General features: G+C 62.6%; 18 protein-coding genes. 16 read left to right on the top strand and 2 right to left on the bottom strand.

Annotated features, from left to right (window positions below):
* Positions 1 to 17 precede the first annotated feature (17 nt).
* On the bottom strand, positions 18 to 2,465 hold the full coding sequence (locus AWU82_RS01315) for an acyl-CoA dehydrogenase (protein ID WP_064383510.1): 2,448 nt from the start codon (positions 2,463 to 2,465) through the stop codon (positions 18 to 20).
* A 248-nt stretch (positions 2,466 to 2,713) separates the two neighbouring features.
* On the opposite strand from AWU82_RS01315, the gene AWU82_RS01310 reads away from it, so the two are divergent.
* The 4 genes from AWU82_RS01310 (at position 2,714) to AWU82_RS01295 (ending at position 5,882) form a co-directional block, all read left to right on the top strand.
* A complete protein-coding gene (locus AWU82_RS01310; RefSeq protein ID WP_041475400.1) occupies positions 2,714 to 3,373 on the top strand; it encodes a transglutaminase-like domain-containing protein in 660 nt (219 codons plus the stop codon).
* A 43-nt stretch (positions 3,374 to 3,416) separates the two neighbouring features.
* The gene (locus tag AWU82_RS01305; RefSeq protein WP_041475399.1) at positions 3,417 to 4,040 is read left to right on the top strand and encodes a glutathione S-transferase family protein; all 624 of its coding nucleotides are present in this window, start codon (positions 3,417 to 3,419) and stop codon (positions 4,038 to 4,040) included.
* A gap of 133 nt (positions 4,041 to 4,173) precedes the next feature.
* Positions 4,174 to 5,106, top strand: coding sequence for an ABC transporter ATP-binding protein (locus AWU82_RS01300; RefSeq protein ID WP_011335454.1), 933 nt, complete (start codon positions 4,174 to 4,176; stop codon positions 5,104 to 5,106).
* Entirely contained in the window at positions 5,103 to 5,882 is a 780-nt protein-coding gene (locus tag AWU82_RS01295) for an ABC transporter permease (protein WP_011335453.1), read from the top strand. The genes AWU82_RS01300 and AWU82_RS01295 overlap by 4 nt, the downstream gene beginning before the upstream one ends.
* 54 nt (positions 5,883 to 5,936) lie before the next feature.
* On the opposite strand, the gene AWU82_RS01290 is transcribed toward AWU82_RS01295, so the two are convergent.
* Positions 5,937 to 6,455, bottom strand: a complete 519-nt coding sequence (locus tag AWU82_RS01290; protein WP_064383508.1) for a DUF2062 domain-containing protein — start codon at positions 6,453 to 6,455, stop codon at positions 5,937 to 5,939.
* Positions 6,456 to 6,591: 136 nt separating this feature from the next.
* Between AWU82_RS01290 and AWU82_RS01285 the strand changes: the two genes are divergently transcribed.
* From AWU82_RS01285 to AWU82_RS01230, 12 genes are all read left to right on the top strand, one after another.
* Positions 6,592 to 8,835, top strand: a complete 2,244-nt coding sequence (locus tag AWU82_RS01285; protein WP_064383507.1) for a DNA internalization-related competence protein ComEC/Rec2 — start codon at positions 6,592 to 6,594, stop codon at positions 8,833 to 8,835.
* 78 nt (positions 8,836 to 8,913) lie between these two features.
* Positions 8,914 to 9,549, top strand: coding sequence for a flagellar polar localization protein PocA (gene pocA, locus AWU82_RS01280; protein ID WP_163976130.1), 636 nt, complete (start codon positions 8,914 to 8,916; stop codon positions 9,547 to 9,549).
* Positions 9,546 to 9,974, top strand: a complete 429-nt coding sequence (gene pocB / locus AWU82_RS01275) for a flagellar polar localization protein PocB (protein ID WP_064383505.1) — start codon at positions 9,546 to 9,548, stop codon at positions 9,972 to 9,974. The genes pocA and pocB overlap by 4 nt, the downstream gene beginning before the upstream one ends.
* A complete protein-coding gene (gene lpxK, locus AWU82_RS01270) occupies positions 9,974 to 10,984 on the top strand; it encodes a tetraacyldisaccharide 4'-kinase (RefSeq protein ID WP_064383502.1) in 1,011 nt (336 codons plus the stop codon). The genes pocB and lpxK overlap by 1 nt, the downstream gene beginning before the upstream one ends.
* Before the next feature lie 24 nt (positions 10,985 to 11,008).
* Complete coding sequence (locus AWU82_RS01265; protein WP_003179363.1) at positions 11,009 to 11,194, top strand: Trm112 family protein; 186 nt, start codon at positions 11,009 to 11,011, stop codon at positions 11,192 to 11,194.
* Positions 11,191 to 11,955, top strand: a complete 765-nt coding sequence (gene kdsB, locus AWU82_RS01260; protein ID WP_064383500.1) for a 3-deoxy-manno-octulosonate cytidylyltransferase — start codon at positions 11,191 to 11,193, stop codon at positions 11,953 to 11,955. Before AWU82_RS01265 ends, kdsB begins: the two co-directional genes overlap by 4 nt.
* Positions 11,955 to 12,419, top strand: coding sequence for a low molecular weight protein-tyrosine-phosphatase (locus tag AWU82_RS01255; RefSeq protein WP_007950772.1), 465 nt, complete (start codon positions 11,955 to 11,957; stop codon positions 12,417 to 12,419). The genes kdsB and AWU82_RS01255 overlap by 1 nt, the downstream gene beginning before the upstream one ends.
* Positions 12,416 to 13,435, top strand: coding sequence for a UDP-N-acetylmuramate dehydrogenase (gene murB / locus AWU82_RS01250; protein WP_064383499.1), 1,020 nt, complete (start codon positions 12,416 to 12,418; stop codon positions 13,433 to 13,435). The genes AWU82_RS01255 and murB overlap by 4 nt, the downstream gene beginning before the upstream one ends.
* A 247-nt stretch (positions 13,436 to 13,682) precedes the next feature.
* Positions 13,683 to 14,153: a (2Fe-2S)-binding protein gene (locus AWU82_RS01245; protein ID WP_039770687.1), complete on the top strand. Its 471-nt coding sequence runs from the start codon at positions 13,683 to 13,685 to the stop codon at positions 14,151 to 14,153.
* On the top strand, positions 14,150 to 16,471 hold the full coding sequence (locus AWU82_RS01240) for a xanthine dehydrogenase family protein molybdopterin-binding subunit (protein ID WP_064383497.1): 2,322 nt from the start codon (positions 14,150 to 14,152) through the stop codon (positions 16,469 to 16,471). Before AWU82_RS01245 ends, AWU82_RS01240 begins: the two co-directional genes overlap by 4 nt.
* Positions 16,471 to 17,451 (top strand): XdhC family protein, encoded by a 981-nt coding sequence (locus tag AWU82_RS01235; protein ID WP_064383496.1) that lies wholly within the window; start codon positions 16,471 to 16,473, stop codon positions 17,449 to 17,451. Before AWU82_RS01240 ends, AWU82_RS01235 begins: the two co-directional genes overlap by 1 nt.
* Complete coding sequence (locus tag AWU82_RS01230) at positions 17,448 to 18,044, top strand: nucleotidyltransferase family protein (RefSeq protein ID WP_064383494.1); 597 nt, start codon at positions 17,448 to 17,450, stop codon at positions 18,042 to 18,044. Before AWU82_RS01235 ends, AWU82_RS01230 begins: the two co-directional genes overlap by 4 nt.
* The last annotated feature ends 39 nt before the right edge of the window (positions 18,045 to 18,083 follow it).

Genomic DNA, 18,083 nt, shown 5'->3' with positions numbered 1-18,083 from the left:
TTCACTGATTGAAGGGATCAGCGGATTTTGCCTTCCGCCGGTTTCAGTTGCTCCTTGTCGAAATCATCGACATCGATCACCTTGCGCCGCGCCGCTTCGGCATCGCGCAGGGTCTGGGCTTCCACAGCCTGCAACACCCCGGCCTCCAGTGCCGCATCGATGGCGTGCTCGCCGGCAACCGGTTTGACCTGACCGCTCTTGAGCGACGAGTGCAGTTTCTTGTGCAGCGGTTGTGCTGCACTCAACTGATCACAGGCATGTTGCAGCGCACCGACCGCATCGTCGGCCGATTGCGGGCGATAGCAGCCGGCAAGCAGTTCTTCCAGCGCTGGATCGCCCTTGGCCCGGCCGATGACCGCAGCCACTTCGGCACCGAGTTTGTCCGAAGGCCCTTTGTGACGGCGGCCGAACGGGAACACGATCAGGCGCAACAAGCAGCCGAAGACTCGGTTCGGGAAGTTGGTCAGCAGTTCGTCCAGCGCTTTTTCCGACTGGCCGAGGCTTTCTTCCATCGCCCATCGGAACAGCGGTTCCATGTACGCCGGGGAGTCGAGATCGTGATAACGCTTGAGCGCCGCCGACGCCAGATACAGGTTGCTCAGCACATCGCCCAATCGGGCCGACAGACGCTCGCGCCGCTTCAGTTCGCCGCCCAGCAGCATCATGCTCAGGTCGGCGAGCATGGCAAACGCGGCAGCCTGACGGTTGAGGGCACGGAAATAACCCTGGCTGAGCTTGTCTCCCGGCGCATGTTCGAAATGGCCGAAACCGAGGTTCAGCACCAGCGTGCTGGCGGCGTTGCTCACGGCAAATCCGATGTGCTTGAGCAGCAGGCCATCGAACTCCTTGAGTGCCTGATCCTTGTCTTCACGCCCGGCGAGGGCCATTTCCTTGAGCACGAACGGATGGCAGCGGATCGCGCCCTGGCCGAAGATCATCAGGTTGCGCGAGAGAATGTTCGCGCCCTCCACCGTGATGAAGATCGGTGCGCCGTTCCAGCTGCGACCCAGGTAGTTGTTCGGGCCCATGATGATCGCCTTGCCACCGTGCACATCCATGGCGTGGCTGATGCACTCGCGACCGCGTTCGGTGAGGTGATACTTGAGGATCGCCGACAGTACCGACGGCTTCTCGCCCAGATCCACTGCATTGGCAGTCAGCATCCGTGCGGCGTCCATCATCCAGGCGTTGCCGCCGATCCGCGCCATGGCTTCCTGAATGCCTTCGAAGGCAGACAGCGGCACGTTGAACTGCTCGCGGATCTGCGCGTACTGCCCGGTCACCAGGCTGGTGAACTTGGCCGCGCCAGTGCCCACTGCCGGCAGCGAGATCGAACGCCCGACCGACAGGCAGTTCATCAGCATCATCCAGCCTTTGCCGAGCATGTCCTGGCCGCCGATGAGGTAGTCCAGCGGGATGAACACGTCCTTGCCGGAGTTCGGGCCGTTCATGAACGCCGCGCCCAGCGGCAAGTGGCGGCGGCCGATTTCCACGCCGGGGGTGTCGGTCGGGATCAGCGCCAGGCTGATGCCCAGGTCTTCCTTGTCGCCGAGCAGGTGATCCGGGTCATAGGCCTTGAAGGCCAGGCCGAGCAAGGTCGCGACCGGGCCGAGGGTGATGTAGCGTTTTTCCCAGTTCAAGCGCAGGCCAAGGGTTTCCTGGCCTTCCCATTCACCCTTGCAGATGATCCCGGTGTCGGGCATGGCGCCGGCGTCGGAACCAGCGAGCGGGCCGGTCAGCGCAAAGCACGGAATGTCGTCGCCCCGGGCCAGCCGTGGCAGGTAATGATTGCGTTGTTCGTCGGTGCCGTAATGCAGCAACAGTTCGGCCGGGCCGAGGGAGTTGGGCACCATCACGGTGGAAGCGAGGTCGCCACTGCGGGTCGCCAGTTTCATCGCCACCTGGGAGTGGGCGTAGGCGGAGAAACCCTTGCCACCGAACTCCTTCGGAATGATCAGGGCGAAGAAACCGTGTTCCTTGATGTGGGTCCAGGCTTCGGCCGGCAGATCCATCGACTGGCCGATCTGCCAGTCGGTGACCATCGCGCAGAGCTCTTCGGTCGGGCCGTCGATGAACGCTTGTTCCTCGTCAGTCAGTTGCACTTTTGGATAAGACAGCAGTTTGTCCCAGTCCGGACGGCCGCTGAACAGTTCGCCGTCCCACCACACCGTGCCGGCGTCGATCGCGTCGCGTTCGGTCTGCGACATCGGGGGCAGGGTTTTCTGGAACCAGCTGAACAGCGGCGCGGTAAAGTGTTTGCGGCGCAGGTCAGGCAACAGCAGCGGGGCGGCGACCAGGGCCAGCACGACCCAGAAAATCAGCAGCAACCAGCCTGGCGCTTGGCTGAAAATCCCCATCGCCAACAGGTAAGCGGCGACGATACCCAGTGCCGGCAGCGGGGCGATGCGCCGGTGGGCCAGATACGCCACGCCGACGATCAGAACCAGTATCCACAACAACAGCATATTTAATCCTCCGTGAACCAGGGCGAACCGACCCTCCAGAGCTTAGACGGCATCTGCAAAACGGGGCGGTCAGAGCAAGGTGATTGAAATCGTGGGAAACCCCGGATGTCTTTTGTAGGTTCGGTGGGCAACACGCGTGGGAAATCGTTCGCAGCTTCCGCGTCTTTGCGTGCATGTTTGGCCGAAACGTCGTTATCTCTGTGCTGAACCTCTCGCTAGACTCGGGGCTCAATCAGGAGAATGTCGTCATGCACGAGTATCTGAGCCCCGGCCGCTTCATCGATAGTGACCACCCCTCGGTGGTGGAGTTCGCCGAGCAGCACCGTGGTGCCAGTCGCGATCCGCTCGCGCAGGCGATCAGTCTTTATTACGCGGTGCGCGAGGCGGTGCGTTACAACATGTATACCTTCAGCCGCGACCCGCAGACCTTGCGCGGCAGCTACGCGCTGGCGGCGGGTGAGAGTTATTGCGTGCCCAAGGCCACGTTGCTCGCCGGTTGCGCGCGCCATTGCGGGATCCCCGCGCGCATCGGCCTGGCGGATGTGAAAAATCATCTGTCGACGCCGCGTCTGCTTGAACTGCTGAGAAGCGAAGTGTTCGCCATGCATGGTTATACGGAGCTGTTTCTCAATGATCGCTGGGTCAAAGCCACCCCCGCGTTCAACCAGAAGCTCTGCGAAATGTTCAACGTTGCACCGCTGGAATTCGACGGCATGAACGACAGCGTTTTCCACCCGTACAACAGCGATGGCGCGCTGCTGATGGAGTACCTCGTCGATCACGGCCAGTTCGCCGATGTACCGGAATCTTTTTTCTTCGAACATCTGCAGAAATGTTATCCGCACCTGTTCAACGATCAGCAGACGCCCCTGTCCAGTGACATGCGTGGTGATGTCGGCCGCTTCTGATCCGGCGTATGCTGCCTGTCCATTTACTGGAAAAGAGGCGGACATGCTGAAGATCTGGGGTCGCAAGAATTCGTCGAATGTCAGAAAACCGTTGTGGGCGGCCGAAGAGCTCGGGCTGGCCTACGAGGCCATCGATGCCGGTGGCGCGTTTGGTGTGGTCGACACGCCGGAGTATCGGGCGATGAACCCGAACGGGCGGGTGCCGGTGATTCAGGACGACGGTTTCGTGTTGTGGGAATCGAATGCCATCGTGCGCTACCTGCTGGCAAAACATGCGGCCGATACCTCGTGGTACCCGGCGGATCCGCAGACCCGCGCCACCGCCGACAAGTGGATGGACTGGACGACTTCCAGTTTCGCAGGGCCGTTTCGCACGGTGTTCTGGGGCGTTTTGCGTACCCCGGCAGACAAGCAGGACTGGCCGGCAATCCATGCGGCGATCAAGGAGTGCGACAGCTTGCTGGCGATGGCCGATCAGGCGCTGAAGCACCAGCCGTATCTGTCCGGGAGTGAAATCGGCATGGGCGATATCCCGCTCGGCAGTTTCATTTATGCCTGGTTCGAGATGCCGATCGAACGCGCGCCACAGCCCAATCTCGAAGCCTGGTACGCGCGGTTGAAGCAGCGTCCGGCGTATCAGAAAGCCGTCATGACCGCGTTGACTTAATACCTACTATCGACACACTTGACTGTACTTGTGCGGCGACGGCAAGCACCATTGCGCTCGAGCGCTGCGGTTGTCTTCCTCGCCGCCGGCTTTTTATCAGTCCTTTTTTCCTTACTGGGTGCGTAAATCCGATATGAGTTCCGCTCTGTCCATCCGGCAGCTAACCAAAACCTACGGCAACGGGTTCCAGGCCTTGAGTGGTATCGATCTGGACGTCGCCGAAGGTGACTTCTTCGCCTTGCTCGGCCCCAACGGCGCCGGCAAATCCACGACCATCGGCATTCTCTCGACCCTGGTCAACAAGACCAGCGGCACCGTGAACATCTTCGGCCACGACCTGGACAAGAACCCGGCGGCGCTCAAGCGCTCCATCGGCGTGGTGCCCCAGGAGTTCAACTTCAACCAGTTCGAAAAGACTTTCGACATCGTCGTGACCCAGGCCGGTTACTACGGCATTCCGGCAAGGATCGCCAAGGAGCGCGCCGAGCAATACCTGACCCAGCTCGGCCTGTGGGACAAGCGCGATGTGCCGTCGCGTTCGCTGTCCGGCGGCATGAAGCGTCGCTTGATGATCGCGCGGGCGCTGGTGCATGAACCGCGTCTGCTGATCCTCGACGAGCCGACTGCCGGCGTCGACATCGAACTGCGTCGCTCGATGTGGACGTTCCTCACCGAACTGAACCAGAAAGGCATCACCATCATCCTCACCACGCACTATCTGGAAGAGGCTGAGCAGTTGTGCCGCAACATCGGCATCATCGACCACGGCACCATTGTCGAGAACACCAGCATGCGTCAGCTGCTCGGCCAGTTGCATGTGGAGACCTTCCTGCTGGACCTGAAGAACGACCTGAGCGCCGCGCCGCAACTGGCGGGCTACCCGGCGCGTCTGCTGGACGGCCATACCCTGGAAGTCCAGGTCGACAAGTCCGTGGGCATCACCGCGCTGTTCGGCCAACTGGCCCTGCAGAACATCGAAGTGCTGAGCCTGCGCAATAAAACCAATCGCCTCGAGGAGCTGTTCGTGTCCCTGGTGGAGAAAAATCTGTCGAAGGTGGCGGTATGAGTTCCGAGCTGCGCCCCAACCTCGTTGCCCTTAACACCATCGTTTACCGCGAAGTCAGACGCTTCACCCGGATCTGGCCGCAGACCCTGCTGCCGCCGGCGATCACCATGGTTCTGTATTTCGTGATCTTCGGTAACCTGATCGGCCGGCAGATCGGTGACATGGGTGGCTTCACCTACATGGAGTACATCGTGCCGGGTCTGATCATGATGTCGGTGATCACCAACTCCTACGGCAACGTGGTGTCGAGCTTCTTCGGCAGCAAGTTCCAGCGCTCCATCGAAGAACTGATGGTGTCGCCGGTGTCGCCGCATACGATCCTGATCGGTTACACGATCGGTGGCGTCTTGCGAGGCCTGATGGTGGGTGTGATCGTGACGATTCTGTCGTTGTTCTTCACCCATTTGCAGGTACACCATCTCGGTGTGACGGTGCTGGTGGTGGTGCTGACGGCGACGATCTTTTCGCTGCTGGGCTTCATCAACGCGGTGTTTGCGCGCAACTTCGATGACATCTCGATCATCCCGACCTTCGTGCTGACCCCGCTGACCTACCTCGGTGGCGTGTTCTATTCGATCACCTTGCTGCCGCCGTTCTGGCAAACCGTGTCGCTGGCCAACCCGGTGCTGCACATGGTCAACGCCTTCCGTTACGGCATCCTTGGTGTGTCGGATATCCGTATCGGTATTGCGATCACCTTCATGCTGGTGGCAACCGTGGTGCTGTATTTCGGTTGTGCGCGGCTGCTGGTGAGCGGGCGCGGAATGCGCACCTGATTTCTTCAATGCTGCAATGAAAAACGGCCTCCCAAAGTGGAGGCCGTTTTGCGTTCAGGACTGACGACTTTTCTTGCGCCGCGCCCATTGCCGGGCCACCCACCAGCGCCAGTACATCATCACCAGACAGTAGGCGAGGGCGCCCAGTGCCAGCCCGACCACCACCGAACCCAGCAAGAACGGTTGCCACAGGGTCGAAAGCTCGCCGCTGATCCATTCCCAGGTCAATTCGTCGGGGAGCGTGCGGGCGGGCACATCCATCAGCCAGGCCCCGGCCTGATAAGTGCAGAAGAACACCGCCGGCATGGTGATCGGATTGGTCAGCCAGACCAGACTGACGGCAATCGGCATGTTGCCGCGCACCATGATCGCGAGGACGGCGGCCACCAGCATTTGTGCGGGAATCGGCAGGAACGCGGCGAACAGGCCAACGGCCATGGCGCGGGCCACCGAATGTCGGTTGAGGTGCCAGAGGTTCGGGTCATGCAGCAACGTGCCGAGAAAGCGTAAGGATTTGTGTTCCCTGATGCTCGTCGGGTCGGGCATGTAACGTTTGAATAAGCGCCGGGGCATAAGGCTTCTCGGTCGGTTAAGGCGGCAAGTATGTCTGGATTCCATGAACCGCCTATTCAGACTTTGTGACAATTGATAACGACGCCCGTGCCCGGCAACCGCTATGCCTGAAGGTGGGACTCTCAAGGACGGGCTTATGCGCACAGGGATGATGGCGCTGGCGGTCGGTCTGCTGGCCCCGGTTTTTTTACCGGCCTTGCCGCCGGTCGGGTTATTGCTGGTGTTGCCGTGGGTGGCGCTGATGCTGCTGCCGTTTCGCAGCTATCCACTGGCGTTTTTACTGCTTGGATTTACATGGGCGAGCTTCAGCGCGCAGCTGGCGCTGGATGATCGACTACCTTCCCGGCTGGATGGCGAAACGCGCTGGGTGGAGGGGCGGGTCGTCGGCTTGCCGCAGAATGCCGAAGGTGTCGTGCGCTTCGAACTGGCCGATGCGCGTTCGCGTCACGAGAAACTGCCGTCGCTGATGCGTCTGGCCTGGTACGCCGGGCCTGAGGTCAAAAGTGGCGAACGCTGGCGACTGGCGGTCAAGCTCAAGCGTCCCGGCGGCCTGCTCAATCCGGATGCGTTCGATTACGAAGCCTGGCTGCTGGCGCAGCGCATCGGCGCCACCGGGACGGTGAAAGATGGCCAGCGTCTGGCGCCGGCGCAGTGGGCTTGGCGTGACAGCATCCGGCAGCGCCTGCTTGCAGTGGATGCCCAGGGACGCAACGGAGCCTTGGCTGCGCTGGTGCTCGGCGATGGTTCTGGGCTCAGTCGCGAGGACTGGCAGATCTTGCAGGACACCGGCACCGTGCACCTGCTGGTGATTTCCGGTCAGCACATCGGGCTGTTGGCGGCGTTGCTGTATGTGTTGGTCGCCGGGATGGCACGGGTCGGGATTTGGCCGCTGCGTTGGCCCTGGCTGCCCTGGGCGTGCGGTCTGGCATTCGCGGCGGCGCTGGGTTACGGCCTGCTGGCCGGGTTCGATGTGCCGGTGCGACGGGCCTGCGTGATGGTTGCGCTGGTGCTGCTGTGGCGATTGCGATTTCGCCATCTCGGTGCCTGGTGGCCGTTGCTGCTGGCCTTCAACGGCGTGTTGTTGATGGACCCGCTGGCCAGCTTGCGTCCGGGGTTGTGGCTATCCTTTATCGCGGTCGCCGTGCTGATCTTCACCTTCGGCGGCCGTCTGGGGCCGTGGCGCTGGTGGCAAACCTGGACGCGCGCGCAGTGGTTGATCGCGATCGGCTTGTGCCCGGTGCTGCTGGCGCTGAGTCTGCCGATCAGTCTCAGCGGGCCACTGGCCAATCTGCTGGCGGTGCCGTGGGTCAGTTTTGCGGTGTTGCCTCCGGCGTTGCTGGGCACATTGCTGCTGCCGATCCCTTATGTCGGGGAAGGGCTGCTGTGGCTGGCGGGCGGACTGATCGACGGGTTGTTCCGATCACTTGCCCTGATTGCCGGGCGGTGGCCGGCGTGGGTTGCGGCGTCGATGCCGGGATGGGGTCTGGCGCTGGGCTGCATCGGTGCACTGCTGTTATTGCTGCCCCGAGGCGTTCCCCTGCGTCCCTTGGGCTGGCCGTTGCTGCTGGTGCTGGCATTTGCGCCCCGGGAGCGACTGGCCGAAGGCGTGGCCGATGTCTGGCAACTGGACGTCGGCCAGGGCCTGGCGATAGTGGTCCGTACCCGGCATCACACTTTGCTGTACGACAGCGGCCCGCGCTTCGGTGACTTTGATGCAGGCGAGCGGGTGGTGCTGCCGGCCTTGCACAAACTGGGCGTAAACCACCTCGACCTGATGCTGCTCAGCCATGCCGATGCCGATCACGCGGGGGGAGCACTGGCCGTGGTGAAAGGCTTGCCGGTCAGCTTCGTCATCAGCGGCGACCCGCCGGGTCTGCCCGAAGCGCTCAACGCCGAGGCCTGTGAAACCGGGCGGCAATGGCAGTGGGACGGCGTGGCCTTCCATCTATGGCAGTGGGCTGACGCCCATGACAGCAACCAGCGTTCCTGCGTGTTGCAGATCGAAGCCAATGGCGAACGGTTGCTGCTGACCGGCGACATCGACAGCGCCGCTGAACGGGACCTGCTCAACAGCGTGCTGGCAGTTCCCACCCAGTGGCTGCAAGCCCCGCACCATGGCAGCCGCAGTTCCTCATCGATGGCCTTGCTCAAGGTTTTGCAGCCTCATGCCGTGCTGATTTCCCGGGGGCAGGGCAATTCGTTCGGCCATCCGCACCCGACGGTCATTGCCCGCTACCGCAAACAGGGCATACATATCCATGACAGCGCCGAGCAGGGTGCCATTCATCTGCAACTGGGGCGGTTTCAGCCGGCCCGGTCGATGCGTCAACAACGCCGGTTCTGGCGCGCCCCGCCGTTGCCGGGGGCGGAGTACCGTTGAGCACGGTCGTCGGGGCGACGAGTCTTTATCGCGAACCGGTATGGTAAAGTGGCGCACTTTTTCGAGGGGGCTGTCACTGTGTGGGAATTGGTCAAATCCGGCGGCTGGATGATGTTGCCGATCATTCTGAGTTCCATCGCCGCCATGGCGATCGTCGCCGAGCGCCTGTGGACCCTGCGCGCCAGTCGCGTCACCCCTGAGCATTTGCTGGGTCAGGTCTGGGTCTGGATCAAGGACAAGCAGCTCAACAAGGAAAAGCTCAAGGAATTGCGCGCCAACTCGCCGCTGGGGGAAATCCTCGCTGCGGGCCTGGCCAACTCCAAGCATGGTCGCGAGATCATGAAGGAGTGCATCGAAGAGGCCGCCGCCCGGGTCATCCACGAGCTGGAGCGCTACGTCAACGCGCTGGGCACCATCGCCGCCATGTCGCCGCTGCTCGGTCTGCTGGGCACGGTGCTGGGCATGATCGATATTTTCAGCGCCTTCACCGGTTCCGGCATGACCACCAATGCGGCGGTGCTGGCCGGCGGTATTTCCAAGGCGCTGATCACCACTGCTGCGGGCCTGATGGTCGGTATTCCGGCAGTGTTCTTCCACCGTTTCCTGCAACGCCGCATCGATGAACTGGTGGTGGGCATGGAACAGGAAGCGATCAAACTGGTGGAAGTGGTGCAGGGCGACCGTGACGTCGATCTGGCCGGGGGCAAAGCGTGAAATTCCGTCGCAAGCCCCGGGAAACGATCGACATCAACCTCGCGTCGCTGATCGACGTGGTGTTCATCCTGTTGCTGTTTTTCGTCGTGACTACGACCTTCACCCGCGAAACCCAGTTGCGCGTCGATCTGCCGGAAGCGGTCAGCGGCTCGCCGGCCGAGGATCAGCAGGTCAAGCAACTGGACGTGGCCATCAGCGCCGAAGGCGTGTTCTCGGTGAACAACAGGATTCTGCCGAAAAACGATCTGGCCACCCTGATGGAAGCCATGCAGAAAGAATCCAACGGCGACACCAACATGCCGTTGTCGATCAGTGCTGACGGCAAGGCTCAGCATCAATCCGTGATCACCGCCATGGACGCGGCCGGCAAGCTCGGTTTCAGCCATCTGCGCATGACCACGGTCGAGGCGGCGCCCAAATCCTGATGGCCATGTCCGATCGTCTGCTCGCCGCTTGGTATCAGGGGCACCCGGCCCTGACGCTGTTGCGGCCGCTGGAGTGGCTGTACCGCCGCGTCGTGGCCGGCAAGCGTCAGCGTTTTCTCGATGGCCAAGGTGAGATCTACCAGTCGCCGGTGCCGGTGGTCGTGGTTGGCAATATCACTGTCGGCGGCACCGGCAAGACCCCGATGATCCTGTGGCTGATCGAGCACTGCCGACGCCACGGGCTGCGGGTCGGTGTGGTCAGTCGTGGTTACGGCGCCAAACCGGCGCAACTGCCATGGCGAGTCCAAGCCGATCAGACTGCCGACATCGCCGGCGACGAACCTTTGCTGATCGTGCAGCGCACCGGCGTGCCGCTGATGATCGATCCCGATCGCAGCGCCGCTGTCAGGGCCCTGCTGGACAGCGAGCCGCTGGACCTGATCCTGTCCGATGACGGCATGCAGCATTACCGCCTCGCGCGGGATCTGGAACTGGTGCTGATCGACGCCGCCCGAGGGCTTGGCAACCGGCGCTGTCTGCCCGCCGGCCCCCTGCGCGAACCGGCCGAGCGCCTGCAAAGCGTTGACGGTGTGCTGTTCAACGGCGCCCTTGAGGATCGCGACGGCGGTTTTGCTTTCCGTCTGCAACCTTCGACGCTGGTCAATCTGCACAGCGGTGAACGCAAGCCGCTCGATCATTTTCCGCCCGGTCAGGCCGTGCACGCGGTCGCCGGGATCGGCAACCCGCAACGTTTCTTCAATACCCTCGAAGCGCTAGACTGGCGGCCTGTGCCCCACGCCTTCGCCGACCACGCCGAATACAGCGTGCAGGCCTTGAGTTTCACGCCGTCATTGCCGGTGGTGATGACTGAGAAGGACGCGGTGAAGTGCCGTGCCTTCGCCGCCGTCGACTGGTGGTACCTGGCGGTCGATGCCGTGCCGTCGCCGGCCTTTGTGGCCTGGTTCGACACACAGTTGATGCGCCTGTTGCCGGATCGTCTTTTGCCTTAATCCGTTTTTATCCAGGGAATGTTCATGGACACCAAATTGCTCGACATCCTCGCCTGCCCGGTCTGCAAAGGCCCGCTCAAGCTCAGCGCCGACAAGACCGAACTGATCAGCAAGGGCGCCGGTCTGGCGTACCCGATCCGCGACGGCATCCCGGTGATGCTGGAAAGCGAAGCCCGCACCCTGACCACCGACGAGCGTCTGGATAAATGACCACCGCCTTCACCGTTGTCATCCCGTCGCGCTATGCCTCGACCCGCCTGCCGGGCAAACCGCTGCTGGACATCGCCGGCAAGCCGATGATCCAGCATGTCTGGGAACAGGCCAGCAAAAGCAGCGCCAGCCGTGTGGTTGTGGCGACTGACGATGCGCGCATCGTCGAGGCCTGCAAGGCCTTTGGCGCCGAAGTGGTGCTGACCCGTGAAGATCACAACTCCGGCACTGATCGTCTGGCCGAAGTGGCTGCGAAGCTGGGTCTGGAGCCGGATGCCATCGTGGTCAACGTGCAGGGTGACGAACCGCTGATCCCGCCGAGCGTGATCGATCAGGTCGCCGCCAACCTCGCGGCCCACACCGAAGCGCGCATGGCCACTCTGGCCGAGCCGATCGAAGACGTGGAAACCTTGTTCAACCCGAACGTGGTCAAGGTCGTCAGCGACCTCAACGGTCTGGCGCTGACCTTCAGTCGCGCGACCCTGCCCTGGGCCCGCGATGCCTTCGCCAAGAGCCGCGACGTACTGCCGGAAGGCGTGCCGTACCGTCGCCACATCGGCATTTATGCCTACCGCGCCGGTTTCCTTCAGGACTTTGTGAGCTGGGGCCCGTGCTGGCTGGAAAACACCGAATCCCTCGAACAGCTGCGTGCGCTGTGGCACGGCGTGCGGATTCATGTGGCTGACGCGTTGATCGCGCCGCCGACCGGGGTCGACACCGCCGAAGACCTCGAGCGCGTCCGTCGCCTGCTGGAGGCCTGATGCGCGTTCTGTTCGTGTGCCTGGGCAATATCTGCCGTTCGCCCACAGCCGAAGGCGTGTTGCGCCACAAGTTGCGCGAAGCAGGGCTGGCGGATCAGGTCGAAGTGGCCTCCGCCGGCACCGGTGACTGGCACGTCGGCAATCCGCCGGACAAGCGCAGTCAGGCTGCGGCCAAGTTGCGTGGTTATGACCTGTCGGCGCAGCGCGCGCAGCAGGTCAGCCGCGCCGATTTCGCCAGTTACGACCTGATCCTTGCCATGGACAACAGCAACCTGCGCAACCTCAAGGCCTTGCAGCCGTCCACCGGCAAGGCCGAGCTGGACCTGTTTCTGCGCCGCTATGCAGGCGTGGTCGACGAGGTGCCGGATCCGTATTACGACGGCGATCAGGGTTTCGAGCAGGTGCTGGATCTGATCGAGCGTGCCTGCGATCAGCTGTTGATCGAAGTGAAGGGGCGGTTATGAGTTTGCAGATACAGCCGCAGGTTTCCCTGAAACCCTTCAACACCTTCGGCGTCGACGTTCGCGCGCAGCTGTTTGCCGAAGCCCACAGTGACGCCGATGTGCGCGAAGCCCTGGCTTACGCGGCTGCTCACGACGTGCCGTTGCTGGTGATTGGCGGCGGCAGCAACCTGTTGCTCACGGCGGACATCCCGGCGCTGGTGCTGCGCATGGCCAGTCGAGGCATCCGCGTCATCAACGACGACGGCAACCGCGTGGTGATCGAAGCAGAAGCTGGCGAGCCTTGGCATCCGTTTGTGCAGCACACGCTGGCGCAGGGTTTTTCCGGGCTTGAGAATCTCAGCCTGATCCCCGGCACTGTCGGCGCCGCGCCGATGCAGAACATCGGTGCCTACGGTGTCGAGATCAAGGATGTGTTCGCCGGCCTGACGGCGCTGGATCGCCAGACCGGCGAGCTGCGTGACTTCAGCCTGGAGGAATGCCGGTTCGCCTACCGCGACAGCGTGTTCAAACAGCAGCCGGGTCGTTGGTTGATCCTGCGAGTGCGCTTCGCATTGAATCGAATCGCGCATCTGCACCTGGAATACGGCCCGGTGCGTCAGCGTCTGACCGAGCAGGGCATCGAGCAGCCGACGCCGACGGATGTCAGCCGCGCCATTTGCAGCATCCGCAGTGAAAAACTGCCGGACCCGGCGGTACTCGGCAATGCCGGCAGCTTCTTCAAGAACCCGCTGGTGTCGGCGGCCGTGGTCGCACAGATCAAGGCGCAGCACCCGGATCTGGTGGCCTACGCGCAACCGGACGGGCAGATGAAACTGGCGGCGGGCTGGTTGATCGAGCGAGCGGGCTGGAAAGGTTTCCGCGAGGCCGATGCCGGCGTGCATAAATTGCAGGCGCTGGTGCTGGTCAACTACGGCGCGGCGACCGGGCTGCAATTGCTCGATCTGGCCCAGCGCATCCAGAAAGACATTGCAGAACGTTTCAATGTCGAGCTGGAAATGGAGCCCAATCGCTATTGAGGCTACGCTTTCAAGTCTGGACCCAAAGCCCTGCACTATTTAAAAAAGTGCAGGGCTTTTTTGTTAATCGCGGGTTAACGTAGCCAGCTAACGATACCAACCATTTGCTCCACCAAAGGCCCGGTGCAGACATTCCCGTCGGCACAAGAGAGCCTGATTAGCCTGAGCCGATCTGCGCGAACCACTACCGTCCCTGCGGTGGCAGATGGCTCGACCCCATAACCTCCAAGAATATGCGGGCGTGCCCATGATTACCCTGAAACTCAATGGTCAAGATCATCCACTCGATGTCACCGAGGACATGCCGCTGTTGTGGGCGATCCGTGACGTCGCCGGTTACAACGGCACCAAGTTCGGCTGCGGCATGGGCCTGTGCGGTGCGTGCACCATTCATATCGACGGCGCGCCGGCGCGCAGTTGCATCACCCCGATCGGTTCGGTGGTCGGGCAGAACGTGACCACCATCGACAACCTGCATGCCGACCCGGTCGGTCAGATCGTTCAGCAAGCCTGGCTCGACACCGCCGTGGCCCAATGCGGTTACTGCCAGGGCGGGCAGATCATGTCCGCCACCGCGTTGCTCAAGACCAACCCGAACCCGAGCGACGAGCAGATCGAAGAGGCGATGGTCGGCAACATCTGCCGCTGCGGCACCTACAACCGGATCAAGACCGCGATCCGTCAGGCATCCACTCACCTGAAGGAGGCCAAGGCATGAGCCGTCTACCGAACGATTTCGCCCTGAGCAACCTGAGCCGTCGGGGCTTCCTCAAGGGCGTCGGTGCCACCGGGGCGTTGGTGCTGGCGGCGAGCTGGGGCTGGCAGGATGCGCTGGCCGAAGACAAGCCCAAGAAGTTTGGCGCCGACGGCATGCCCAACGGCTGGATCGACGATCCGAAGGTTTACGTCAGCATTGCCGCCGACGGCACGGTGACCGTGGTCTGTAACCGTTCGGAAATGGGCCAGGGCGTGCGCACCAGCCTGACCATGGTGGTTGCCGATGAGCTGGAAGCCGACTGGGCGCACGTCAAGGTTCAGCAGGCGCCGGGTGATGAAGTGCGCTTCGGCAACCAGGACACTGACGGCTCGCGCAGCATGCGTCACTGGTACGAACCGATGCGCCGTTGCGGCGCCGCCGCCCGGACCATGCTGGAACAAGCGGCCGCCGCCCAGTGGAAGGTGCCGGTCGGCGAATGTCGCGCGCAACTGCATAAAGTCATTCACACACCTTCCGGGCGCGAGCTGGGTTACGGTGAGCTGGCCGCTGCGGCCAGTGCGCTGACGGTGCCGCCCCGTGACAGCCTGCGGCTCAAGCAGTCGTCGGAATTCCGTTACATCGGCAAGGAAGGCACCAAGGCCATCGACGGTGCCGACATCGTCAATGGTCGCGCGGTTTACGGCGCCGACGTGCATTTCGACGGCATGTTGTTTGCGGTGATTGCGCGTCCGGCGGTGTACGGTGGCAAGGTCAAATCGGTGGATGACAGCGTCGCGCTGAAAGTGCCGGGCGTCCTCAAAGTCATCCAGATCGAACCCCGGCCATTGCCTTCGGAATTCCAGCCGTTGGGTGGCGTGGCCGTGGTGGCCAGCAACACCTGGGCGGCGTTGAAGGGCCGCGAAGCGCTGAAGATCGAGTGGGACGATGGCCCGAACGCCACTTATGACTCGGTCGCCTATCGCAAGGAGATCGAAGCTGCTTCGCTGAAACCGGGCAAAGTGGTGCGCAACACCGGCGACATCGACAAAGCCATCGCCGGTGCCGCCAGCACGCTGGAAGCCTCTTATTACTTGCCGCATCTGGCACAGGCGCCGATGGAGCCGATGGTCGCCATCGCCCGTTACAAGGATGGCACCTGCGAGGCCTGGGCACCGAGCCAGGCGCCGCAGGTCACCCGCGAGCGGATCGCCGAACGCCTGGGGCTGCCGTTCGATAACGTCACCTTCAATGTCACGCTGTTGGGCGGTGGTTTCGGCCGCAAGTCCAAACCGGACTTCGTCGTTGAAGCGGCCGTGCTCGCCAAGGAATTCCCTGGCAAGGCAGTGCGCGTGCAATGGACCCGGGAAGACGACATCCACAACTCGTATTTCCACACCGTATCCGCCGAATACCTCAAGGCCGGCGTCGGTAAGGACGGCTTGCCGTCTGCCTGGTTGCACCGCACGGTGGCGCCGAGCATTACCGCGCTGTTTGCGCCGGGAATGAATCACGAAGCTGCGTTCGAGCTGGGCATGGGCTTTACCAACATGGCCTACGCGATTCCCAACGTGCGCCTGGAAAACCCTGAAGCCACGGTGCATACGCGGGTCGGCTGGTATCGCTCGGTGTCGAACATTCCCCATGGTTTTGCGATTCAGAGCTTTGTCGACGAACTGGCGCACAAGGCCAAGGAAGATCCGCTCAAGTATCAGATCAAGTTGCTCGGCCCGGATCGGCAGATCGACCCGCGTACGCTCAGTGAAGAATGGAACTACGGCGAATCTCCCGAGCGTTATCCGATCGACACCGGGCGCATGCGCACCGTGCTCGAAACCGCGGCCAAGGCGGCGGGTTGGGGTCGTCAACTGCCCAAGGGTCGTGGTCTCGGATTGGCGGTGCATTACAGCTTCGTCACCTATGTGGCGGCGGTGATCGAAGTCGAGGTCAAGGACGACGGCACATTGATCGTGCACAAGGCCGATATCGCCGTGGATTGCGGCCCGCAGATCAACCCGGAGCGGATCCGTTCGCAGTTCGAGGGCGCCTGTGTGATGGGCCTGGGTAATGCCGTGTGGGGCGAAATCAGCTTCAAGGACGGCAAGGTGCAACAGGACAACTTCCATATGTATGAAGTGGCACGCATGTCGCTGGCGCCGAAGGAAGTCGCGGTGCATCTGGTGACCCCGCCGGGCGAGGTGCCGCTGGGTGGTGTCGGTGAGCCCGGCGTGCCTCCGATCGCTCCGGCGCTGTGCAACGCGATCTTCGCCGCCACCGGTCAGCGCATCCGTAACCTGCCGGTGCGTTACCAGTTGCAGGGCTGGCAGAAGGCGCAAGCGTGATGGACAGCGCCGATCTGAATGTCCTGCGCAGTGTGCTCGAATGGCGTCGCGCCGGGCAGCGAGTGATGTTGTTCAGTGTCGTGCAGACTTGGGGCACCGCGCCCCGGGCGCCCGGCGCAATGCTCGCGTTGCGCGAAGATGGCGTGGTGATCGGCTCGGTGTCCGGCGGTTGCGTCGAGGACGATCTGATCGCTCGGCTGCACGACGGACGGATTCCCGCCGACGGGCCGCCGGTGCAGTTGATCACCTACGGCGTGACGCAGGAAGAGGCGGCGCGTTTCGGCCTGCCGTGCGGCGGCACTCTGCGCCTGACCGAGGAGCGAGTCGGCGATCCGGCGTGGGTCGCCGAGTTGCTGGATCGCTGCGAGGCTCACGAAATTGTCGCTCGCGAGCTGAACATCGGCACTGGCGAGGTGGTGCTGCGACCGGCCGGCAAGACTGACACCTTGAGCTTCGACGGCCAGACCCTGCGCGCCATCTATGGCCCACGCTGGCGCCTGTTGTTGATCGGCGCCGGACAGTTGTCACGGTATGTGGCCGAGATGGCGCGGCTGCTGGATTTCGAAGTGCTGATCTGTGATCCGCGCACCGAATTCGTCTATGGCTGGGAAGAGCAGCATGGGCGGTTTGTGCCCGGTATGCCGGATGAAGCGGTGCTGAACATCCAGACCGATGAACGCACGGCGATTGTCGCGCTGACTCACGATCCACGGCTGGACGACATGGCGCTGCTCACGGCGCTCGACTCCAAGGCGTTCTACGTCGGCGCACTCGGCTCACGGGTCAACAGCCGCAAGCGTCGGGAAAACCTGGCTGAGCTAGGCTTGTCGGAAGCGGCCATCGCCCGTTTGCACGGGCCGATCGGTTTGCATATTGGCAGCCATTCCCCGGCGGAAATCGCCTTGTCGCTGTTGGCGGAAATCGTCGCGATCAAGAATGGTGTCGAGCTCAAGCAGAAGAAAACAGTGGAGAGCGTATGAGCCGATCCATCGGAGTGATTGTGCTGGCGGCGGGCGAGGGCAGGCGCTTTCGCGAGGTGGCAGGCGTTGACAAGGACAAGCTGCTGGCCGATTGCACCGGGCGCGATGGCGCGGTGCGTTCGGTGGTCGAGCAGGTGCTGGTGAATCTGCCGGCGAGTCTCGACAAGCGAGTGCTGGTGACGACTGAGGCGCGGCCGCAGGCTATGCGTATGGCGCAGGCTTATGGGTGTGACATTGTCTCGATCGAGTCCACCGGAATGGGCGACAGCATCGCGGCGGGTGTGGCGGCTTGCCCGGATGCCGATGGCTGGCTGATTGTGCTGGGCGACATGCCGTTCATCCTGCCGTCGAGCATTGAGCGGGTTGTGGCGGCGATTGCCGAGGATGCGGTCAGCGTACCGACGTTGAACGGTGATTATGGGCATCCGGTCGGGTTTGGTCGTTCGTTCGGAGCGGGGCTGATGGCTTTGTCCGGTGACCGAGGCGCCAGGCCATTGTTCAAGCAGGGGCGTGTGGTGGAAGTGGTGGTAGATGATCCCGGCGTTCTGTGGGATATCGATGTGCCGCAAGCGCTGGTTTTCCCTCAAGTTTGAAGTACGCACAGATTCCTGTGGGAGCGGGCTTGCCCGCGA

The organism is Pseudomonas glycinae (assembly GCF_001594225.2).
Classification (GTDB): Bacteria; Pseudomonadota; Gammaproteobacteria; order Pseudomonadales; family Pseudomonadaceae; genus Aquipseudomonas; species Aquipseudomonas glycinae.
Note: the sequence above shows the minus strand (reverse complement) of the source record. Positions and strands in the feature narration are given on the sequence as shown.